This window comes from Azospirillum sp. TSH100, from assembly GCF_004923295.1.
In the GTDB taxonomy this organism is placed as follows: Bacteria; Pseudomonadota; Alphaproteobacteria; order Azospirillales; family Azospirillaceae; genus Azospirillum.
In genome coordinates this window covers 260,498-284,352 of sequence record NZ_CP039640.1, presented here as the reverse complement: position 1 = coordinate 284,352, position 23,855 = coordinate 260,498, and the positions used below count along the sequence as shown (strand labels likewise).

General features: G+C 68.2%; 4 protein-coding genes. 3 read left to right on the top strand and 1 reads right to left on the bottom strand.

From position 1 onward, the window contains the following. Positions 1-73: 73 nt before the first annotated feature. On the bottom strand, positions 74-1,504 hold the full coding sequence (locus E6C72_RS31135; RefSeq protein WP_169055339.1) for a tetratricopeptide repeat protein: 1,431 nt from the start codon (positions 1,502-1,504) through the stop codon (positions 74-76). A 308-nt stretch (positions 1,505-1,812) separates the two neighbouring features. On the opposite strand from E6C72_RS31135, the gene E6C72_RS31130 reads away from it, so the two are divergent. The 3 genes from E6C72_RS31130 (at position 1,813) to E6C72_RS31120 (ending at position 23,805) form a co-directional block, all read left to right on the top strand. Next, positions 1,813-3,078 (top strand): glycosyltransferase family 2 protein, encoded by a 1,266-nt coding sequence (locus E6C72_RS31130; RefSeq protein WP_109865091.1) that lies wholly within the window; start codon positions 1,813-1,815, stop codon positions 3,076-3,078. A 125-nt stretch (positions 3,079-3,203) separates the two neighbouring features. Next, positions 3,204-3,506 (top strand): hypothetical protein, encoded by a 303-nt coding sequence (locus E6C72_RS31125; RefSeq protein ID WP_136700894.1) that lies wholly within the window; start codon positions 3,204-3,206, stop codon positions 3,504-3,506. Between the two features lie 430 nt (positions 3,507-3,936). Next, complete coding sequence (locus E6C72_RS31120) at positions 3,937-23,805, top strand: Ig-like domain-containing protein (protein WP_136700893.1); 19,869 nt, start codon at positions 3,937-3,939, stop codon at positions 23,803-23,805. Positions 23,806-23,855 lie beyond the last annotated feature (50 nt).

Genomic DNA, 23,855 nt, shown 5'->3' with positions numbered 1-23,855 from the left:
AACCCGAATGACGCCGATGACGGCGGCCGGCCGTGGCGCGAAGGCTAGCCGGACAGGCTTAACCGTTGGCTAATCAAGACCGGCGGCTGTTCCGATCATGCCAGTCCCTCCAGGAGGCGGCGACCGGCGACCACCGCCTGCAGTTCGGCGGAGATCGCCGCGACGACGCTGGTCCAGTCCCCGGGCGTCGGCTGGCGGAACAGCCTTGCGGTCGGATACCAGGGGCTGTCGGCCCTCCCCTCCATCCAGCGCCAGTCGGGGGCGAATGGCAGCATGATCCAGACCGGCCGGCCCAGGGCGCCTGCAAGATGCGCCGGCGCCGTGCAGGAGGTGATGACGAGGTCGAGTCCGGCCATGATCGCCGCCGTGTCCGCGAAGTCGCGGATCCTGCCGCCCAGATCGGTGACGGTCGGGGCAGGGCATGTCCGGCCAGGTCGCGCCGTCCATCCCCCACCTGCAGCAGGACCATGTGCAGGCCGGGCAGCGCCAGCAGGGGGGCAACGGCCGCGAAGCGCGGAGAGCGGTGGCGATCGCCGCCGAACGCCGGGTTTCCCGCCCACACCAGCCCGACCTTCAGCCCGGCGACGCCCGACAGCTGCGTGCGCCACGCCGCCGCATCCTCCGGCGCCGGATGCAGATAGGGCACCCCACCGGGAATGCTGCCGTGGTCGGTGCCCAGCAGGTGCGGCAGGCTCAGCAGGGGAGCCCATGCGTCGACCCGCGGCATCGGATCTCCGGTCGCCACCATGTGGCGCACCCCGTCGGCGCGTGCCATCAGGCGCTTCAGCGCATGCGAGCAGGTGATGGTCAGCGTCCCGCCGCCGCGCTCCACCAGCTTGGCGTAGCGCACGAACTGGATGGTGTCGCCTTCGCCCTGCTCCGCCACCGCCAGCAGGGAGAGCCCCTTCAGCGTCCCGCCGCGCCAGCGGGGAACCGGCGGGTCGAACACGGGCGCAGGCAGTGGTGCCGCGGCGTAGCGATGCTCGTACCAACTGAAGCCGATCCGCAGGTCGCCGCGGCGCAACAATGCGAAGCCCAGATTCTTCGCCGCCTCATGATGGTTGGGGGCCAGTGCAAGCGCCTGTCGGAAACAGGCTTCCGCCCTGGCGGTCTGGCCGGCATCGAACAGGATCGCACCGAGGTTGCACAGGGCGTTCGCATGCTTGGGCTCCAGGCTCAACGCGCGCTTGAGGGCCATGACGGCGGCGTCTTCGCGATCGGTTCGGCGCAGCTGGCTGGAGAAGTTGGACCAGACCTCCGCATGGCCGGGGTCGACCGCGATCGCCCGTTGGAAGCAGCGCATGGCCAGGGCGCTGTGGCCGAGCTGGCCGGCCAGGGTGCCGATGTTGGCATGAACGGGGCCGTACATCGGGAACCTGCCGGCCGCCCAGGTGAAGGCTGCGATCGCCGCTTCCCGGTCGTTCTGCTGCAATGCGAGCAAACCGGCCTGGAACTCCGGGCTGTGCAGGGGATCGGTCGCGGAGCTGTCGGGGAGGGCGGGCATGGGGGTCCATCGTGGCGCCGCGGCCGGCTGGTGGCTGACCGCCATCCTATCCGCGATCGGCACGTCTGCAAGGCCGTCCCATCCGGAACCGCCCTGCTGTAGAGTGGAGGTTCTCCACCCTGTGCCGCCTTTCCGAACCGCCGAGTTCCCGCGTGACCCCATACGCTCAAGGTCCGGATATTCAGGGCCTGAATGTTCAAGGCCAAAATGTTCAGGCAAGAGCCCAGGCTGCCCTTCGCCATGCGATCGATGCCCATCGCGACGGGCGCCTTGCCGATGCGAAGCGGTGCTACGCCGAATTGCTGTGCATGGCCCCAGCCGATTCCGGACTGGTCCTGCTGATGGCGCTGGTCGAGGTGAAGGAGGGGGGAGCCGCTGGCTGGCTGTCCAGGGTTGCGTCGCTGTCCGCCAGCGATCCCGCCTTCGAACGGCTGCGCGAGGTCATGCTTTCGATCACCGCGCATCGCCTGTCCGTCCAGCTTGAGGAGGGGGCGGTCGATCGGGCCGGCGTCGCACTGGTGCGGCTGGTGGAGGCGCTGCCGCCGCATCGTGCCCTGCTGCGCCTCCTGTCTATGGTCCGTTTCATCCAGGGGGCCGCCGGCGAGGCCGGCGGGCTGCTCGCCCGGGTGTCGCGCCTTGCCGCCGATGAAGCCTCCGGGCGGGGTGCCGCCGCCATGCCGGTGACGGTGCCCGAGGCCGGGCTGGAACGGGCGCTGCACGCGCTTGAACGGCGGCGCAGGGACCATCAAGCGGTGGGCAGCGTGGTGATTCCGGCTCACCGGGTGGAGGGGTGCATCGGGCGTGCCCTGGACAGCGTGGACCGGGCCGTTCGCTATTACCGGCAGGCGGCCGGCGATCCGGACGCGCGCGTCCATATCTGCGTGGTGGACGATGCGTCGCCCGACGGCACCGTGGAGGCGGTCCGTGGGTGGTCACGGGCGCATCCCGAACACAGCCTGTCGCTGATCGCCAACAGCCGCAACGGTGGGGCGGGGCGTTCGCGCAACCTTGGGGCGGCCATGGCGATGGGGCCTTACCTGTGGTTTCTCGATGCCGACGATTGGTTTCTCGACCGCCATCTCTGGGTGACGGCCACGGCGCTCGACCGCCATCCGGAGATCGGCTTCGTGCGCACCGGCATCCGGTTCGACAGGATCGACCGTGACATCACCCCGGTCTGGCGCTCGGCTTCCGAAGCGACCTATCCCTGCAATCTGGCTGTGCGTCGCGTCTGCCACGACCTGGTCGGTGGCTTTCCCGACGAGGAGCCGTTCAATCCGGCCGGTCCTGAGGATGTCTGCTACAGCAGATCGTTGCGGTCGCTGTTCGCCGGTGCGAAGACCGCGGAACCGACGGTCTGCTATACGCTCAGCGATGGGAATGTGTTCGACAGGTTGAGGGCGGACATGCTGAGCGGCAGGCCGCCGGGGCAGGGGGCGCCGCCGGAACCGGTCCATCTGGCGGCGGAGCTTCTGATCCGCCGCCGGCTCTACGCCTTGGAGGCCAAGCGTGGAATGGACTGGGACGGGCCACCCATTCTTCCCGACGGGAGCGGGCGGATGATCGTCCTGTGATGGATTCCTGACGGCTCTGCGCCAATCTGTGCGTCCGTGACGGTCGGCCGGACCGTGCCGCCATCGCGGTGCGCGCGGCGTTGGCGCTTGATCCCCGCAGCGTCGAGGGGTGGAGCGCGCTTGCCATGGCGATCCATGCGGCGCAGGGGCCGGCGGCTTCGGCGGCAGCCTTCCGCCGGGTGGCGCGTCTGCTGCCGGCGGCGGCGTCCGCCCGGACCATCATCGGCGCATGCTGGTGCCATACGATCCCTGAAACGCCGAAGTCCTGCTTTGAACCGACGCTGAACCGGCTGGCGCGGCCACTATCCCGGATAAGTTGTCCGTTTGGGTGGCCCGAGCAATCGGTCGCCACAGCCCGCCTATTGGAATGCGGCATAAGGGAACTCCCGAAAAGCCGTTTGCTCGCTTTCGTGATAATTTTCTATTAACTTCGGCAGTAATACTTCTGTTGTATCATCTTTCTTAAGATGGTCAGAAATCAAAGCGATGAAATTATCATGGAATAATCGCGCAATTCGGAGAGTTTTTATGATTGTAGCGCAATTTTATTTGCAACTTTGGAAATTTATTTCTAATAACGGCGGAGGTTTTTGCCGGATTTCATCGATATATTCTGGCGTCATTTCATTCAATATTATTTACAAGCTTGAAAATTGTTCATCTTTTGTTCAATTTATACATACAACAATATGTCACTCAGAAAAATTGATTAGCTCTCTAAGTTTAATACTGACGTATGCGCGCGGTTCGGCTCCTGCACCCGTCGACTAATGCCGGCTCCGGGAGCGGGCATCGTCTGCCAGACCCCTCCGACCTCGTCCTTCCCGACTCCTTCAAGCTGCCGCGTGTGAGGAAATTATGGCCGGAACCGCCACCGTCACAGGAACCACCACCACGACCTCGTCGCCGAGCACCATCATCGGCAGCACGGGGTCGGACATCGTTACCCTGGGCAACACCGGCAACACCACCACGGTGAGGGCGCTCGAGACGCTCATCGGCAACGGCGGCCTCGACCTCATTACTTTCGGCAGCAGCGGCAACACCACCACGGTAAGTTTTCTGGACACGCTGATCGGTGGTGCCGGCACCGATGTGATCTACGGTTCGACCAACGGGACGACGATGTCGGTCTCGCTGATCGAGACGCTGACCGGAACCACGAAGTCGGCGGTCGAAGACATCATTCTGGTGGGGACCAGCGGCAACACGGTCCGGGTGGACTGGATCGACACGCTTGTCGGCAGCACGGCGAAGGACGTGGTCTATTTCGGCAGCGGCTACATCAGCAGCGCCCCCTACAACGCTTCGACCAACACCACCACCGGCAGCACCATGCTGGTGTCGCTGGTGGAGACGCTCGTCGGCGGTGCCGGAACGGAGGCGGTCTTCCTCGGCTCCCCCAGCAACACGATCTCCGTCCAGGATCTCTCCACGCTGATTGGCAACACAGGCGTGGATGTCGCCCAAATCTCATCGACCGTTGGCACGACGATGCTCGTGTCCCAGATCGAGACGGTGATCGGCAACGTCGGCTTCGACCTGATCTCCGGACAGAGTGCGCCAAGTCCGCTCAACCTGGCCGTCCTGGGGGTGAATGCCATCCTTGGCGGCACCACCAGCAATCAGGATTACGTCAAGCTGCTGGAGACGAACGGCGCCACCGTCATCGTCGGTGCGATCGATACGCTTGTCGGCACGGCCGGTAACGATGTTCTCGATATGAGCAAAGATATCGGAAACATAAAATTCGGCACCACCATATCCAGCACCATGCACGTCACCGGGGTGGAAACCCTGATAGGTGGATCTTCAGCCAACACAATCTACATCGATGATACGGGAGGCACGACTATTACAGTGTCCTTGCTTGACACTGTGTTCGGCACCACCGGTAGCGATGTTATGATCTTTACCGGTACTGTCGGAAACTCTATTCGCATTGATCTCTACGAAACGATCATTGGCAGCACTGCTTCCGATATGATCGTCCAGGTCAAAGGCTACGGCTCGACGGTCATGGTTTCGGGCGTGGAGCGGTTGGCCGGCGGCATCGGCAAGGACGTCTACATCCTCGCCGACGTCGGTGGCGCCACGGTCAGCGCCATGGGCGTGGATACCCTGATCGGGACGTCCGGAAACGACGTCATGGCGGGGGAAAACTTCGGCCACTATGAGCAGGCCGTGGGCAGCCCGGAAAAGCCCGGGGGCTCCAATCTGTTCGGTTTGCCCCTGACGCTGGCGGTCTCGCACGTCGAGACCATTTACGGCGCCCAATATTTACCGTCGCCGGGCTCCACAGCCGATTTTCTTGTGCTGCTCGATCCGGAAGGCTCGACCGTGCAGATCAGCGGCATCGAGACGCTCGTCGGTTCCGCTGGGCAAGACATCGTTACGATGTTTACCAGTTCCCACAGCTACACCACCGGACAAAATATGCTGGTGGCGGCGGTTGAGACGCTGACCGGCTCTGTCGACCGGGATATCATCTACACGGCGGCCGATGGCAGCACCATCCAGGTGAGCGCTATCGAATCCGTCGTCGGCGGCGCCGGTCTGGACCTGATTGTGCTGGGCAGCGCCGGCGCCACGATGCAGGTCAGCGGCCTGGAGACGATCGTCGGCGGCGCCGGAAGGGAGCTGCTGACGGTCAACGGCGGGATCACCGCAGCCATCGGTGCCGTCGAGACGCTGACGGGCAGCGCGGGCGTCGATGTGGTCAGCCTGCTGGGTGGCGGGAACACGACGACGCTGTCGCTGATCGAGACGATCCAGGGACTGGGCAGCGGCACCGACGTCATCATCCTGACGGAAGCCTACAACACGGTGTTCGCCTCGTGGCTGGAGACGCTGTTCGGCGGCACCGGCACGGATGTCGTCACGCTGGGCAGCGGCGGCAACACCATGCTGGCAGCCGGTCTCGAGACGCTGTTCGGCGGCACCGGCACCGATGCGCTCCTTCTCCAGGGGGGGGCGGGCAACACCGTATCGGTTTCCAATCTCGAAACCGTCGTCGGCGGCGGCAGCTCCGACCTGCTGGTGCTCGGCCCCACGGGTGGAACGCTGTCGGTCAGCGCCATCGAGACGGTGGCGGGCTCCGCCGCCATCGATGTGCTGACGCTTGGCGGGACGGCGGGCAACAGCATCGCTGTCAGCGGTGCCGAAACCCTGATCGGCAGCACGGGCCGCGACGTGGTGGTGCTGTCGTTGGGCGGGAACACGGTCCGGGCCGCCGGGCTGGAGACGCTGACGGGTGGTGCCGGCATCGACGTCGTGACGCTGGGCAGTGCCGGCAACACCATGCTGGTCGGTGGTCTGGAAACGCTGGTCGGCGACATCGGCGTCGACCTCGTCACATTGGCCAGCGGCGGCAACACCATCGCCGCGTCCGGGCTGGAAACCCTGGTCGGCGGAGCGGGCGTGGACGTCGTGATGCTGGGCACCACCGGCAACACGATTCTCGCCACGGGCATTGAAACGCTGGCCGGCGCCGCCGGGCGGGATGTGTTCGCCTTCGATTCCACTGTCGTCGGCACCAGCGCGGTCAACGGCTTCAGCAAGGACGACGTCCTCCGCGTCATCGGCGCCACGCTGACCGGTCCGGTCACCACCGGCAACGGAACCTCCGTTGCCGCCGGGTCGATTCAGCTCTCCTCCTCCGGAGGGGCGACGACGCTCTACATCAACACCGGGGGCACCACCGGTGCGGCCACCCGCATCATCACGCTGGACGGACTTTACACGCCGGGCAATTTCTCGATTTCCGGCGACAGCATCACGCTGACCCAAAGCTCCCTGACCGGCCCGTTCCTCGATGCCGCGTCCGATGGAGGCACCGTCGGCGACGGGATCACCAACGTCACGGCGCCGACCTTCACGGGCGCGGCCGAGGCCGACAGCGTCGTTACGCTGTATGAAGGGGGGACGGCGCTTGCCACCGGCACGGCGGCGTCGAACGGCAGCTGGGCGATCTCCAGCACGCTGAGCGAGGGGACGCACACCCTGACCGCGGTCGCCGTGACCACCGCAAGCAACACGGCCACCTCGTCCACGGCATTGACCGTCACCATCGACAGCACGATCGTCGCCCCGACCGGTCTGGCGCTGGCCTCCGGGTCGGACAGCGGATCGAGCAGCAGCGACCGCATCACCAGCATCGTCGCGCCGACGGTGACCGGGACGGCGGAGGCGAACAGCGTCGTCACGCTGTATGACGGGACGGCGGTTGCCGGCATCGGCACGGCGAACGGCAGCGGCGTCTGGTCGATCACCAGTTCCACACTGAGCAGCGGCGCCCACACGCTCACCGCCCGGGCGGTGGATGTGGCCGGCAACAGCTCCACGGCGTCCAGCGGACTGACGGTCACCATCGACAGCACGACCGCGGCGCCGACCGCTCTTGCACTGGCCGCGGGGTCGGACAGCGGGTCGAGCGGCAGCGACCGCATCACCAACGTGGTTGCCCCGACCATCAGCGGGACAGCGGAGGCCAGCAGCGTCATCACGCTCTATGACGGGACTGCCGTTGCGGGCACCGGCACGGCCGACGGCAGCGGCGTGTGGTCGATCACCAGCGCCACGCTCGGCAGCGGCGGGCATACGCTGACCGCGACCGCGGTGGATCTGGCGGGGAACACATCCACGGCGTCCACCGGCCTGACCGTCACCATCGACACAATCGTACCGGGTATTCCGACCGGTCTTGCGCTGGCGGCCGGTTCGGACAGCGGGTCGAGCAACAGCGACCGCCTGACCAACGTGGTGGCGCCTACGGTGACCGGGACGGCGGAGGCCAGCAGCGTCGTCACGCTGTATGACGGGACTGCCGTCGCCGGCACCGGCACGGCCGACGGCAGCGGCGTGTGGTCGATCACCAGTTCTACGCTGAGCAGCGGCGCCCACACGTTGACCGCCCGGGCGGTGGATGCGGCAGGGAACACCTCCACCGCCTCCAGCGGCCTGACGGTCACCATCGACAGCACAACCGCGGTCCCGACCGGTCTTGCGCTGGCCTCCGGTTCGGACAGCGGATCGAGCGGCACGGACCGCATCACCAACGTCGCCGCGCCGACGGTGACCGGGACGGCGGAGGCGAACAGCGTCGTCACGCTGTATGACGGGACTGCGGTCGCCGGCACCGGCACTGCCGACGGCAGCGGCGTGTGGTCGATCACCAGCGCCACGCTCGGCAGCGGCGGGCATACGCTGACCGCGATCGCGGTGGATGTGGCGGGGAACACCTCCACCGCCTCCAGCGGCCTGACGGTCACCATCGACAGCACGACCGCCGCGCCGACCGGTCTTGCGCTGGCGGCCGGCTCGGACAGCGGGTCGAGCAGCAGCGACGGCGTCACCAACGCCATCACTCCGACCATCACCGGCACGGCGGAGGCGAACAGCGTCGTCACGCTCTATGACGGGACTGCGGTCGCCGGCACCGGCACTGCCGACGGCAGCGGCGTGTGGTCGATCACCAGCGCCACGCTCGGCAGCGGCGGGCATACGCTGACCGCGACCGCGGTGGATCTGGCGGGGAACACATCCACGGCGTCCACCGGCCTGACCGTCACCATCGACACAATCGTACCGGGTATTCCGACCGGTCTTGCGCTGGCGGCCGGTTCGGACAGCGGGTCGAGCAACAGCGACCGCCTGACCAACGTGGTGGCGCCTACGGTGACCGGGACGGCGGAGGCCAGCAGCGTCGTCACGCTGTATGACGGGACTGCCGTCGCCGGCACCGGCACGGCGAACGGCAGCGGTGTCTGGTCGATCACCAGTTCTACGCTGAGCAGCGGCGCCCACACGTTGACCGCCCGGGCGGTGGATGCGGCAGGGAACACCTCCACCGCCTCCAGCGGCCTGACGGTCACCATCGACAGCACAACCGCGGTCCCGACCGGTCTTGCGCTGGCCTCCGGTTCGGACAGCGGATCGAGCGGCACGGACCGCATCACCAACGTCGCCGCGCCGACGGTGACCGGGACGGCGGAGGCGAACAGCGTCGTCACGCTGTATGACGGGACTGCGGTCGCCGGCACCGGCACTGCCGACGGCAGCGGCGTGTGGTCGATCACCAGCGCCACGCTCGGCAGCGGCGGGCATACGCTGACCGCGATCGCGGTGGATGTGGCGGGGAACACCTCCACCGCCTCCAGCGGCCTGACGGTCACCATCGACAGCACGACCGCCGCGCCGACCGGTCTTGCGCTGGCGGCCGGCTCGGACAGCGGGTCGAGCAGCAGCGACGGCGTCACCAACGCCATCACTCCGACCATCACCGGCACGGCGGAGGCGAACAGTGTCGTCACCCTCTATGACGGGACGGCGGTCGCCGGCACCGGCACGGCGAACGGCAGCGGCGTCTGGTCGATCACCAGCGCATCCCTGAGCAACGGCACCCACACGCTGAGCGCCCGGGCGGTTGACGTTGCAGGGAACACCTCCACCGCTTCCAGCGGGCTGACGGTCACCATCGACAGCACGACTGCCGCGCCGACCGGTCTTGCGTTGGCCTCCGGGTCGGACAGCGGGTCGAGCGGCAACGACCGCATCACCAACGTCGTTGCCCCAACGGTGACCGGCACGGCGGAGGCCGGCAGCGTCGTCACGCTGTATGACGGGACTGCCGTTGCCGGCACCGGCACGGCGAACGGCAGCGGTGTCTGGTCGATCACCAGTTCCACGCTGGGCAGCGGCGCCCACACGCTCACCGCCCGGGCGGTGGATGTGGCCGGCAACAGCTCCACGGCGTCCAGCGGACTGACGGTCACTATCGACAGCACGATTGCGGCTCCGACGGACTTGGCGCTGGCCGCCGGATCGGACAGCGGATCGAGCAGCAGCGACGGCATCACCAACATCGTCGCTCCCACCGTCACCGGCGCCGCCGAAGCGAATTCGGTCGTCACCCTCTACGACAACGGCACGGCTGTCGGCACCGGCACGGCCAACGCCAGCGGAAGCTGGAGCATCACCAGCGCCACGCTTGCCAGTGGCGGGCATACGCTGACCGCGACCGCGGTGGATCTGGCGGGGAACAGCTCCACCGCCTCCAGCGGGCTGACCGTCACCATCGACAGCACGACCACCGCGCCGACCGGCCTTGCGTTGGCCTCCGGGTCGGACAGTGGGTCGAGCAGCACGGACCGCATCACCAACGCCATCGCGCCGACCGTCACCGGCACGGCGGAGGCGAACAGCGTCGTCACGCTCTATGACGGCACGCTCGTCGTCGGCTCCGGCACGGCGAACGGCAGCGGCGTGTGGTCGATCACCAGCGCCGCACTCGGCAGCGGCGGGCACACGCTGACCGCGACCGCGGTGGATGTGGCGGGGAACAGTTCCACGGCGTCGGCCGGGCTGACCATCACCATCGACACCACCGCATCCGGCGCCCCGACCGGCCTGGCGCTGGCCTCCGGGTCGGACAGCGGGTCGAGCGGCAGCGACGGCATCACCAACGTCGCCGCGCCGACGGTGACCGGGACGGCGGAGGCGAACAGCGTCGTCACGCTCTATGACGGCACGGCGGTCGCCGGCACCGGCACGGCGAACGGCAGCGGCATCTGGTCGATCACCAGTTCCACCTTCGGCAACGGCTCCCACACGCTGAGCGCTGTCGCGGTGGATGTGGCGGGGAACACCTCGACGGCGTCCACAGGTCTGGCGATCACCATCGACACGACGTCGGCCACGCCCGGCGGGCTGGCGCTGGCGCTTGGCTCTGACAGCGGCTCGAGCGCCAGCGACCGGAACACGAAGGTCACCATCCCCACGGTCAACGGCACGGCCGAGGCGAACAGTGTGGTGATGCTGTATGACGGCGCCACCGCCGTCGGCACGGTGACGGCGGATGCCGCGGGGCTGTGGTCGCTCTCCACTCCCTCCCTGGCCGACGGTGTCCATACCCTGACCGCGCAGGCGGTCGACGTGGCCGGCAACACCTCGACGGCGTCCTCGGCGCTGACGGTGACGGTGGATGCGACGGCTCCGGTCGCGCCCACTGGCCTGACATTGGATCCGGCGTCCGACAGCGACACGCAGGGGGACAACACCACCACGGTGCGGACGCCGGCGATCACCGGTACGGCCGAGGCGAACTCGGTGCTGTCGCTGTATGACGGAAGCAATCTGCTCGGCACCACGACCGTCGACAATGCGGGCAACTGGTCGATCACCTCGTCGGAGTTGGGTGTGGGGGCCCATACCCTCACCGCGCTGAGCGTCGATCTGGCCGGCAACACCAGCACCGTATCCGGCAATCTGGTGATCACCATCGGCAATCCGCTGCAAGGCGCCCCCTCCACGCCGCAGCTGGACGCCGGATCCGACAGCGGTACCGTGGGCGACCGCCTCACCAACGTGGTGACGCCGACGCTCACCGGGACGGCCGAAGCGGGCAGCACGGTCTCGATCTACGAAAGCGGCACGCTGGTCGGATCCGCCACTGCGGATTCCGCGGGAGCGTGGTCGGTGACCACGACGACGCTGACCAACGGCGCGCATAATCTCTACGCGAGCGCCGTTTCGGGCGGCACGCTCCTCGGTTCCTCCTCGGCGCTGACGGTCACCATCGATGCGTCGGTGCCCACCACCCCCTCGATCCCGGAGCTGGCGGTGGCGGCCGACAGCGGCGTGGTGGGTGACGGGATCACACGCGTCACCACGCCGACGCTGTCGGGCACCGCGCAAGCCAACGGCGTCGTCACGCTCTTCGACGGAAGCACCGCCATCGGCACGGTGACGGCGGATGCGTCCGGCTTGTGGTCGGTCACCACCGGCACGCTGTCGGAAGGCGCGCACACCCTGACCGCGCGCACGATCAATGCGGCCGGCAGCACCAGCCAGGCGTCCTCCGCACTGGTTCTGACCATCGACACCACCTCCGCCACTCCCTCCGGGGTTGCCCTGGCGGCGGCCTCCGACAGCGGCACGTCGGGAGACGGCATCACCAACGTGGTGGCGCCGACCGTGACCGGCACGGCGGAGGCCGGAAGCACGGTCCTGCTCTATGAAGGAACCAACCTGATCGGTCAGGCCACGGCCGATTCGGGTGGTGCGTGGACCGTCACGGCTTCCGCCCGTGGCGACGGCTCCCACAGCCTGTCGGCTCTGGCGATCGATGTGGCCGGCAACACGTCGCAGGCATTCACCGGGCTGACGATCACCATCGATGTCACCGCACCGGGCGCACCGGACACCCCGGCGCTGGCGACCGGGTCGGACAGCGGGTCGAGCAACAGCGACCGCCTGACCAACGTCGCCGCGCCGACCGTGACCGGTACGGCGGAGGCGAACAGCGTCGTCACGCTGTATGACGGCACGGCGGTCGCCGGCACCGGTACTGCCGACGGCAGCGGCGTGTGGTCGATCACCAGCGCCACGCTCGGCAGCGGCGGGCATACGCTGACCGCTGTCGCGGTGGATGTTGCGGGCAACAGCTCCACCGCCTCCACCGGGCTGGCGATCACCATCGACACCACCGCACCGGGGGCCCCGACCGGCTTGGCGCTGGCCTCCGGGTCGGACAGCGGGTCGAGCAGCAGCGACGGCATCACCAACGTCGTCGCTCCGACCGTCAACGGCACGGCGGAGGCGAACAGCGTCGTCACCCTCTATGATGGGACTGCCGTTGCGGGCACCGGCACGGCGAGCGCCCGCGGCATCTGGTCGATCACCAGTACCACTCTGACCAGCGGCGATCACACGCTGACCGCTGTCGCGGTGGATGTTGCGGGCAACAGCTCCACCGCCTCCAGTGGCCTGACCGTGACCGTCGACAGCACTAGTGCCACCCCGACCGGCCTGGCGCTGGCCTCCGGGTCGGACAGCGGGTCGAGCGGCAGCGACGGCATTACCAAAATCGTCACTCCGACCGTCAGCGGGACGGCGGAGGCCAGCAGCGTCGTCACCCTCTATGACGGCACGGTCGTCGTCGGCACCGGCACTGCCGACGGCAGTGGCGTGTGGTCGATCACCAGCGCCACGCTCGGCAGCGGCGATCACACGCTGACCGCGACCGCGGTGGACGTGGCGGGCAACAGCTCCACAGCCTCCAGCGGCCTGATGGTCACCATCGACAGCACAACCGCGGCGCCGACCGGTCTTGCGCTGACCTCCGGGTCGGACAGCGGGTCGAGCAACAGCGACCGCATCACCAACGTCGTCGCCCCAACGGTGACCGGCACGGCGGAGGCCAGCAGCGTCGTCACCCTCTATGACGGCACGGCCGTTGCCGGCACCGCCACCGCCGACGGCAGCGGTGTCTGGTCGATCACCAGTTCCACGCTGAGCAGCGGCGATCACACGTTGACCGCCGTCGCGGTGGATGTTGCGGGCAACAGCTCCACCGCCTCCACCGCCCTGACCGTGACCGTCGACACCACGAGTGCCGCGCCGACCGGCTTGGCGCTGGCTTCCGGGTCGGACAGCGGGTCGAGCGGCAGCGACCGCATCACCAACGTGGTTGCCCCGACCGTCAGCGGGACGGCGGAGGCCAGCAGCGTCGTCACGCTGTATGACGGAACTGCCGTTGCGGGCACCGGCACGGCCGACGGCAGCGGCGTGTGGTCGATCACCAGCGCCACCCTCGGCAGCGGCGATCACACGCTGACTGCGATCGCGGTGGATGTTGCGGGCAACAGCTCCACCGCCTCCAGCGGGCTGACCGTCACCATCGACAGCACGAGTGCCGCTCCGACCGGCTTGGCGCTGGCTTCCGGGTCGGACAGCGGGTCGAGCAGCAGCGATCGCATCACCAACATCGTCGCCCCAACGGTGACTGGCACGGCGGAGGTCAGCAGCGTCGTCACGCTGTATGACGGAACTGCCGTTGCCGGCACCGCCACCGCCGACGGCAGCGGCATCTGGTCGATCACCAGCGCCACCTTGAGCACCGGCGATCACACGCTGACCGCGACCGCGGTGGACGTGGCGGGCAACAGCTCCACGGCGTCCACCGGCCTGACCGTCACCATCGACAGCACAACCGCGGCACCGACCGGTCTGGCGCTGGCCTCCGGGTCGGACAGCGGGTCGAGCAGCAGCGACCGCATCACCAACATCGTCGCCCCAACGGTGACTGGCACGGCGGAGGTCAGCAGCGTCGTCACGCTGTATGACGGAACTGCCGTTGCCGGCACCGCCACCGCCGACGGCAGCGGCATCTGGTCGATCACCAGCGCGACGCTGAGCAGCGGCGCCCATACGTTGACCGCCCGGGCTGTGGATGCGGCAGGCAACACCTCCACCGCCTCCACCGGTCTGACGGTCACCATCGACAGCACGAGTGCCGCGCCGACCGGTCTTGCGCTGGCATCCGGGTCGGACAGCGGATCGAGCGGCAGCGACCGTATCACCAACATCGTCGCCCCGACCGTCAGCGGCACGGCTGGAGCCAGCAGCATCGTCACGCTCTATGACGGCGCCACCGCTGTCGGCACCGCCACTGCCGACGGCAGCGGCATCTGGTCGATCACCAGTTCTACGCTGAGCAGCGGCGATCACACGCTGACCGCGACCGCGGTGGATCTGGCGGGCAACAGCTCCACGGCCTCCAGCGGTCTGACGGTCACCATCGACAGCACGAATGCCGCGCCGACCGGTCTTGCGCTGGCCTCCGGGTCGGACAGCGGATCGAGCAGCAGCGACCGCATCACCAGCATCGTCGCGCCGACGGTGACCGGGACGGCGGAGGCCAGCAGTGTCGTCACGCTCTATGACGGGACTGCTCTTGCCGGCACCGGCACGGCGAACGGCAGCGGCGTCTGGTCGATCACCAGCGCCACGCTGAGCAGCGGCGTCCATACGCTCACCGCCCGGGCGGTGGATGTGGCCGGCAACACCTCCACGGCGTCCAGCGGCCTGACGGTCACCATCGACAGCACGACCGCAGCGCCGACCGGTCTTGCACTGGCCGCCGGATCGGACAGTGGGCCGAGCAGTAGCGACGGCATCACCAACATCGTCACTCCGACCATCAGCGGGACAGCGGAGGCCAGCGGCGTCATCACGCTCTATGACGGGACTGCCGTTGCGGGCACCGGCACGGCCGACGGCAGCGGCGTCTGGTCGATCACCAGTGCCACGCTCGGCAGCGGCGGGCATACGCTGAGCGCTGTCGCGGTGGATGTGGCGGGCAACAGCTCCACGGCGTCCACCGGCCTGACCGTCACCATCGACACAACCGCACCGAATGCTCCGACCGGTCTTGCGCTGGCCTCCGGGTCGGACAGCGGATCGAGCAACAGCGACCGCATCACCAGCATCGTCGCCCCGACGGTGACCGGGACGGCGGAGGCGAACAGCGTCGTCACGCTGTATGACGGGACTACCGTTGCCGGCACCGGCACGGCGAACGGCAGCGGTGTCTGGTCGATCACCAGTTCTACGCTGAGCAGCGGCGGGCATACGCTGAGCGCTGTCGCGGTGGATGCGGCAGGGAACACCTCCACCGCCTCCAGCGGCCTGACGGTCACCATCGACACCACGACCGCGGTGCCGACCGGTCTTGCGCTGGCGGCCGGGTCGGACAGCGGGTCGAGCAACAGCGACCGCATCACCAACGTCGTCGCCCCAACGGTGACCGGGACGGCGGAGGCCAGCAGTGTCGTCACGCTCTACGACGGGACTGCCGTTGCGGGCACCGGCACGGCGAACGGCAGCGGCGTCTGGTCGATCACCAGTGCCACCTTGAGCAATGGCGATCACACGTTGACCGCTGTCGCAGTGGATGTTGCAGGCAACACCTCCACCACCTCCACCGGCCTGACTGTCACCATCGACACCACCGCACCCGGCGCACCGACCGGTCTTGCGCTCACCCCGGACTCCGACAGCGGGCTGAGCAACACCGACCGGATCACCGGCGTGAGGCAGCCGGCGCTGGTCGGTACGGCCGGTGCCGGTGCCACCGTGGTGCTGTATGACGCCACGACCGCGCTGGGCACCGCCACCGCCGACAGCAACGGGTTGTGGACCATAACCGCGGGAGCGTCGCTGTCCGACGGCGACCACACCTTGGTCGCCACGCAGATCAACAGCGTCGGCAACACCTCCGTCGCCTCCTCGGGGTTGGTGGTCACCATCAGCGCGACGCCGCCGACGGTGACCGGCGTTGTCATCAGCGACGGGCCATACGCGCTGGGGGCCGAGATCTCGATCGAGGTCACCTTCAGCGACGTCGTCGTCTACACCGGGACCGATTCCACTCTGGCCCTGACCGTTGGGTCCACCACGCGTCAGGCCACCTTCGCGGAGAATTTCGGGTCCTACACGATCTACCGCTATACGGTGCAGCCGGGCGACGTGGATGCCGACGGCGTGACGGCCGTCGCCAACGGCCTGACGCTGAACACCAGCACGATTCGCGACACCAACGCCAACAACGCGGTGTTGACCTATGCCGCGGTGACCAACGCGAATGCGCCGTCGCTGGTTTATCCGGTCGCCAGCACCGGCGGCACGACGATCACGCTGGCCCAGTACAGCACCATCCTCGGCAATGCCGGTACCGACGTCATCACGTTGGGCACACCCGGCAACACTGTCGAGCTCTCCGCGCTGGAGACCCTGGTCGCCTCGGACGGCACGGACGTCATCAGCATCGGCGCGACCGTGGGCACGACGCTGTTGCTGTCCAATGTCGAAACGCTTCTGGGCGGCACCGGCAAAGAGTGGATCACGCTCGGCACGGCCGGCGGAACGCTGATGGTGAGCGGCGTGGAGACGCTTCTGGGCGGCGTCGGCACCGATGTGGTGACGCTCCTGGATGCCGGCAGCACCGTCTACACCGCCGGAATCGAGACGCTGACCGGCGGGACCGGCACCGATGTGGTGATGTTCGCCAACACCCGGGGCAACACCCTGATGCAGCGGTCGGTCGAAACGCTGATCGGCGATGCCGGGAGCGACGTCCTGCTCCTGGAATCCACCGGCGGCACCGTCGCGGTCGGCCTGTTCGAAACCATCACCGGCGACATGGCGGTCGATCTGGTTTCACTGGTTGGCGGCTTCGGCAGCACCCTGCTCGTGAACGGGCTGGAAACGCTGCTGGGCGGGGCCGGCACCGATATCATCACCGTCGGGACCGCCGGCGGCACCATGCTGGTTTCGGCGCTGGAGTCTCTGACCGGCAGCAGCCTCAGCGACCTTGTGTCGCTCGGCACCGCCGGCAACACCCTGACCGTCACCCTGGTCGAAACCCTGCTCGGCGGAGGCGGCACCGACGCGATCATGCTGGGTGGGGCTGCCGGCTCGACGCTGCTCCTCTCTTCGATCGAGAGCATCGTCGGAACCGTGGGCATCGACCTGCTGACGCTGGGCACTGTCGGAAGCACGCTGTTCGTCTCCGCCATCGAAACCGTTGTCGGCGGGCAGGGGTCGGACGTTCTGGTGCTGGCGGGTGCCGGTTCCACGATGTTCGTCTCGGCCATCGACACCCTCACCGGCACCGCCGGTACGGATGTGGTGACGCTGGCCGGCAACGGCACCACCATGAAGGTCGAGTTGCTGGAGACGCTGACCGGCAGGGCCGGCACCGATGTCATCAGCTTCGGGACAGCGGGCATCACGCTGCTGGTCAATGCCGTCGAGACATTGACCGGCGGTGCCGGCACCGATGTCGTCACGGTGGCGCAGACCGGCAGCACGATGGCTGTTTCGAGCCTGGAAACCCTTCTGGGCGGCCAGGGCACCGATGTCGCCGCGTTGGGGAGCGTCGGCAACACGCTGTTCGTGTCCTCCATCGAGACGCTGACGGGCGGTGCCGGGACTGACTCCCTCTTCTTCGCCTCCGGTGGCAACACGCTGGCTCTCCGCAACATCGAGACGCTGACCGGCAACAGCGGCACCGATGTGGCGACGCTGCTGAATGACGGCGGCCCGATGCAGATCGGCCTGTTCGAAACCATCATCGGCAGCGCAGACAACGATCTCGTCACCCTGGGCAACTCCGGCAACACGCTGGTGGTGTCGCAGCTCGAGACGCTGGTCGGCGGCTCCGGCCTGGACGTGGTGACGCTGCTGGGGTCCGGCGGCGGCACGCTGCTGGCGACCGGCATCGAGACGCTGATCGGCGGTTCCGGCCTGGACGTGGTGACGCTGGGGACCGGCGGGACGACGGTGCGGATCATCGGCATCGAATCCGTCACCGGCAACAGCGGGCGTGACGTCGTCCACCTGTCGGAGGGTGGCGGCACCTTCGTCGTCAACCTGCTGGAGACGCTGGTCGGCAGTTCCGGCTCCGACGTGGCGGTGGTCGGCGAGCTTGGCGGCGGCTCGACCCTGCTGATCGCCGGGCTGGAGATCCTGGTCGGCAGTTCCGGCTCGGACGTGGTGACGCTCAGCGACGACGGCAACACCACGCTGCTGCGCATGCTGGAGACGCTGACCGGCGGGACCGGTCTGGATGCCATCACCATCGGCAACCGCGGCTCGACCATGGTGGCGTCGAAGCTGGAGACGCTGGTCGGCGGCTTCGCGCTCGACATCATCACGCTGGGCACCGGGGGCAACACGCTGCTGGTGTCGCAGCTGGAGACGCTGACCGGCGGGGCGGGGCTGGACATCGTGACGCTCGCCACCGCCGGCTTCGACAATGCTGCGGACATGAACCGGCTGTCGGGCACCAGCGGCAACACGCTGCTGGTCTCCGGGCTGGAGACGCTGATCGGGTCGAGCGGGACGGACGTGGTCTATCTCGGCTCTGCCGGCACCACGCTGCTGGTGTCCGGGCTGGAGATCCTGGTCGGCGGGGCCGGCAACGACGCGGTGACGCTGGGCGACGGCGGCAACACCGTCCTGCTGCGCGGCATCGAGACGCTGACCGGCAGTGCCGGCACCGACCTGCTGCTGCTGGGCGACACCGGCAACACGGCGATGGTGTCGCTGTTCGAGACGATCGTCGGCGGCACCGGCATCGACGCCATCCTGTTCGGCAACGCCGGGAACACGCTCGCGACGTCGGGCCTGGAGACGCTGGTCGGCGGCTCCGGTCTGGACGTGGTGACGCTGCTGGGGTCCGGTGGCGGCACGCTGCTGGCGAGCGGCATCGAGACGCTGATCGGCGGTTCCGGCCTGGACGTGGTGACGCTGGGGACCGGCGGGACGACGGTGCGGATCATCGGCATCGAGTCCGTCACCGGCAACAGCGGGCGTGACGTCGTCCACCTCTCGGAAGGCGGCGGCACCTTCGTCGTCAACCTGCTGGAGACGCTGGTCGGCAGTTCCGGCTCCGACGTGGCGGTGGTCGGCGAGCTTGGCGGCGGCTCGACCCTGCTGATCGCCGGGTTGGAGATCCTGGTCGGCAGTTCCGGCTCGGATGTGGTGACGCTCAGCGACGACGGCAACACCACGCTGCTGCGCATGCTGGAGACGCTGACCGGAGGGACCGGTCTGGATGCCATCACCATCGGCAACCGCGGCTCGACCATGGTGGCGTCGAAGCTGGAGACGCTGGTCGGCGGCTTCGCGCTCGACATCATCACGCTGGGCACCGGGGGCAACACGCTGCTGGTGTCGCAGCTGGAGACGCTGACCGGCGGGGCGGGGCTGGACATCGTGACGCTCGCCACCGCCGGCTTCGACAATGCTGCGGACATGAACCGGCTGTCGGGCACCAGCGGCAACACGCTGCTGGTCTCCGGGCTGGAGACGCTGATCGGGTCGAGCGGGACGGACGTGGTCTATCTCGGCTCTGCCGGCACCACGCTGCTGGTGTCCGGGCTGGAGATCCTGGTCGGCGGGGCCGGCAACGACGCGGTGACGCTGGGCGACGGCGGCAACACCGTCCTGCTGCGCGGCATCGAGACGCTGACCGGCAACAGCGGCATCGATGTTCTGACGCTGGGCGACACCGGCAACACGGCGATGGTGTCGCTGTTCGAGACGATCGTCGGCGGCACCGGCATCGACGCCATCCTGCTCGGCAACGCCGGGAACACGCTCGCGACGTCGGGCCTGGAGACGCTGGTCGGCGGCTCCGGTCTGGATGTGGTGACGCTGCTGGGGTCCGGTGGCGGCACGCTGCTGGCGAGCGGCATCGAGACGCTGATCGGCGGTTCCGGCCTGGACGTGGTGACGCTGGGGACCGGCGGGACGACGGTGCGGATCATCGGCATCGAATCCGTCACCGGCAACAGCGGGCGTGACGTCGTCCACCTCTCGGAAGGCGGCGGCACCTTCGTCGTCAACCTGCTGGAGACGCTGGTCGGCAGTTCCGGCTCCGACGTGGCGGTGGTCGGCGAGCTTGGCGGCGGCTCGACCCTGCTGATCGCCGGGTTGGAGATCCTGGTCGGCAGTTCCGGCTCGGACGTGGTGACGCTCAGCGACGACGGCAACACCACGCTGCTGCGCATGCTGGAGACGCTGACCGGAGGGACCGGTCTGGATGCCATCACCATCGGCAACCGCGGCTCGACCATGGTGGCGTCGAAGCTGGAGACGCTGGTCGGCGGCTTCGCGCTCGACATCATCACGCTGGGCACCGGGGGCAACACGCTGCTGGTGTCGCAGCTGGAGACGCTGACCGGCGGGGCGGGGCTGGACATCGTGACGCTCGCCACCGCCGGCTTCGACAATGCTGCGGACATGAACCGGCTGTCGGGCACCAGCGGCAACACGCTGCTGGTCTCCGGGCTGGAGACGCTGATCGGGTCGAGCGGGACGGACGTGGTCTATCTCGGCTCTGCCGGCACCACGCTGCTGGTGTCCGGGCTGGAGATCCTGGTCGGCGGGGCCGGCAACGACGCGGTGACGCTGGGCGACGGCGGCAACACCGTCCTGCTGCGCGGCATCGAGACGCTGACCGGCAACAGCGGCATCGATGTTCTGACGCTGGGCGACACCGGCAACACGGCGATGGTGTCGCTGTTCGAGACGATCGTCGGCGGCACCGGCATCGACGCCATCCTGCTCGGCAACGCCGGGAACACGCTCGCGACGTCGGGCCTGGAGACGCTGGTCGGCGGCTCCGGTCTGGACGTGGTGACGCTGCTGGGGTCCGGTGGCGGCACGCTGCTGACGAGCGGCATCGAGACGCTGATCGGCGGTTCCGGCCTGGACGTGGTGACGCTGGGGACCGGCGGCACGACGGTGCGGATCATCGGCATCGAAACCATCATTGGCGGTACTGCAAGCGATGTCATCACCGTGGGGTCTGGAGGCATCACGGTACAGGCCAATGCCCTTGAAACCATTGCCGGCGGCGAAGGCTTCGATCTGGTCTTCCTGGGTAGCGCCGGCAGCACGCTGCTGGCCTCGGCTCTCGATATTCTGGTCGGCGGCGCCGGTCGGGATGTCGTCGCGCTGGGGTCGGACGGCAACACGCTGCTGCTGCGCAGCATCGAAACACTGACCGGCGGAGCGGGCAGCGATACCGTCACCATCGGCGATACAGGCACCACCATGCTGGTGAGCGCGATGGAGACGCTGACCGGCGGGGCCGGTCTGGATGTCATCACATTGGGCTCGGGCGGGAGCACGCTGGTTGCGTCGCTTCTCGAAACGCTGACCGGCGGAGCGGGCAGTGACGTGATCACGGTCGGTACCCTGGGTGCAACCCTGGTGGCGAACGCGCTTGAAACCCTGCTGGGCGGCACTGCATCCGAGCTCGTATTCCTTGGTTCTGGCGGCTCGACGATCACGGTGGCGGGCATCGATACGCTGATCGGCGGCACCGGCACGGATGTCGTGACGTTGGGTTCGTCGGGTAACACGGTGCTGTTGCGCGGCATTGAAACGCTGACCGGCAACAGCGGTGTCGATGTTCTGACGCTGGGCAATACGGGCAACACGGCGACGGTATCGCTGTTCGAGACGTTGATCGGTGGGCTGGGCAGCGATCTGGTCACCCTCGGTTCGGTGGGCAACACGCTGGTGGTGTCGGGCATCGAGACGCTGATCGGCGGCACGGGCACCGACATCGTGACCATCGGCACCGCCGGCGGCACGCTGCTGGCTCTCGGCATCGAGACGCTGATCGGCGGCACGGGCCTTGAGGTGATCTTCACCGGTTCGGCGGGTGCGACCCTGACCGTCTCGGGCGCGGACTTCGTGGTCGGCAACACCGGCACCGACGTCCTGACCCTGGGGGCGACCGGCAACACCACCACGATCCGCGGCATCGAGACGCTGATCGGCGGTGCGGGCACCGACGTCGTGTTCCTGGGCGACACCGGCAACACGATGACGCTCGGCACCGACATCGAGGTCCTGGTCGGGGGCGCCGCGACCGATGTGCTGAGCATCGGCGTGGCGGGCGCCACCCTGCTGACCCGCGGTGTCGAGACCCTGATCGGCGCGGCCGGTACCGACGTGGTCACGCTGGGCGACACGGCGAACACGATCACCGTGTCGGGCATCGACACCCTGACCGGCGGTGCGAGCACCGACATCGTCTTCACCGGCTCGGCCGGCGTGACGATGACGGCTTCGGGCGTCGAGTTCCTGGTCGGCGGCACCGGCACCGACGTCGTCACCCTGGGCTCCTCGGGCAACACCGTCATCACCCGCGGCATCGAGACGCTGTCGGGCGGTGCGGGCGGCGACGTGGTGATCCTGGGGGACACCGGGGACACGATGACGCTGGGCACCGGCGTCGAGATCCTGGTCGGCGGCACCGGCATCGACGTGCTGACCATCAGCGCGTCGGGCGCCACCCTGCTGACCCGCGCGGTCGAGACGCTGGTCGGCGCGGCCGGCACCGACGTGGTCACGCTGGGCGACACGGCGAACACGATCACCGTGTCGGGCATCGACACCCTGACCGGCGGTGCCGGCACCGACATCGTCTTCACCGGCTCTGCCGGCGTGACGATGCTGGCGTCTGGCGTCGAGTTCCTGGTCGGCGGCACCGGTTCGGACGTCGTGACCCTGGGTGCGTCGGGCAACACCGTCATCACCCGCGGCATCGACACCATGATCGGTGGTGCGGGCAGCGATCTGGTCCTGCTGGGTGACACCGGCGTGACCATGCGTGCGGAGAGCGGCATCGAGATCATCGTCGGCGGCGCGGCCACGGATGTGGTCAGCCTCGGCGACGGCGGCTCGACGGTCCTGCTGCGCGGCATCGAGACGCTGGTCGGCGGCACGGGCAACGACGTGATCACCACCGGCAACACCGGCGTGACCATGTCGGTCTCGGGCGTCGAGACGCTGATCGGCGGCCTGGGCACCGATGCGATCACGGTGACCGGCGGGTCGATCCGCTTCCAGGGTGGTACTGGCGACAGCATCAGCCTGGCGTCGGGCAATGGGGGTTCCGGTGGCGGCACCGATACGGTGGTGTACTCGTCCTTCAGCGACATCGCTGCACTGGGCGCGAACACCGGCTTCCTCTCGGTGTCGAACTTCCAGTCGGGCACCGACAAGGTGCAGCTGACGGATGCCGCCCGGACGACGGCGGACAAGAATGGCGACGCTTCGCTGACCACGGCGACCGCGGCGACCAACGGGGTGAGCATGACCGACGAACTGGTCAGCCTGTCCTCGGCGGTCAGCGGCAGCCTGACGGATGCGAACCTGGCCAACTTCCGTACGGCTCTGGGTACGCTGACGAACGCGTCGGCTGGTGCGGGCACGCTGGTTCTGGCCAACAACGGCACCAGCTCCGCTCTCTACCAGGTGGTCGACACCAACGGCGACGGCCAGGTGGCCGCGTCCGAGGTGCGTCTGCTCGGCGTCTACAACAGCACGGTGCTCTCGCTCTCCGACATCAACCTCGGTTGATGCCGGGTCGAGGACAGGGCCGGCGCGAGGGCGCCGGCCCATCTCCCCTG

Excerpts from the sequence above, each read along its gene's own strand:
- E6C72_RS31135 (WP_169055339.1), bottom strand. The coding sequence starts at position 1,504 with ATGCCCGCCCTCCCCGACAGCTCCGCGACCGATCCCCTGCACAGCCCG.
- E6C72_RS31130 (WP_109865091.1), top strand. The coding sequence starts at position 1,813 with ATGGCCCCAGCCGATTCCGGACTGGTCCTGCTGATGGCGCTGGTCGAG.
- E6C72_RS31125 (WP_136700894.1), top strand. The coding sequence starts at position 3,204 with ATGGCGATCCATGCGGCGCAGGGGCCGGCGGCTTCGGCGGCAGCCTTC.
- E6C72_RS31120 (WP_136700893.1), top strand. The coding sequence starts at position 3,937 with ATGGCCGGAACCGCCACCGTCACAGGAACCACCACCACGACCTCGTCG.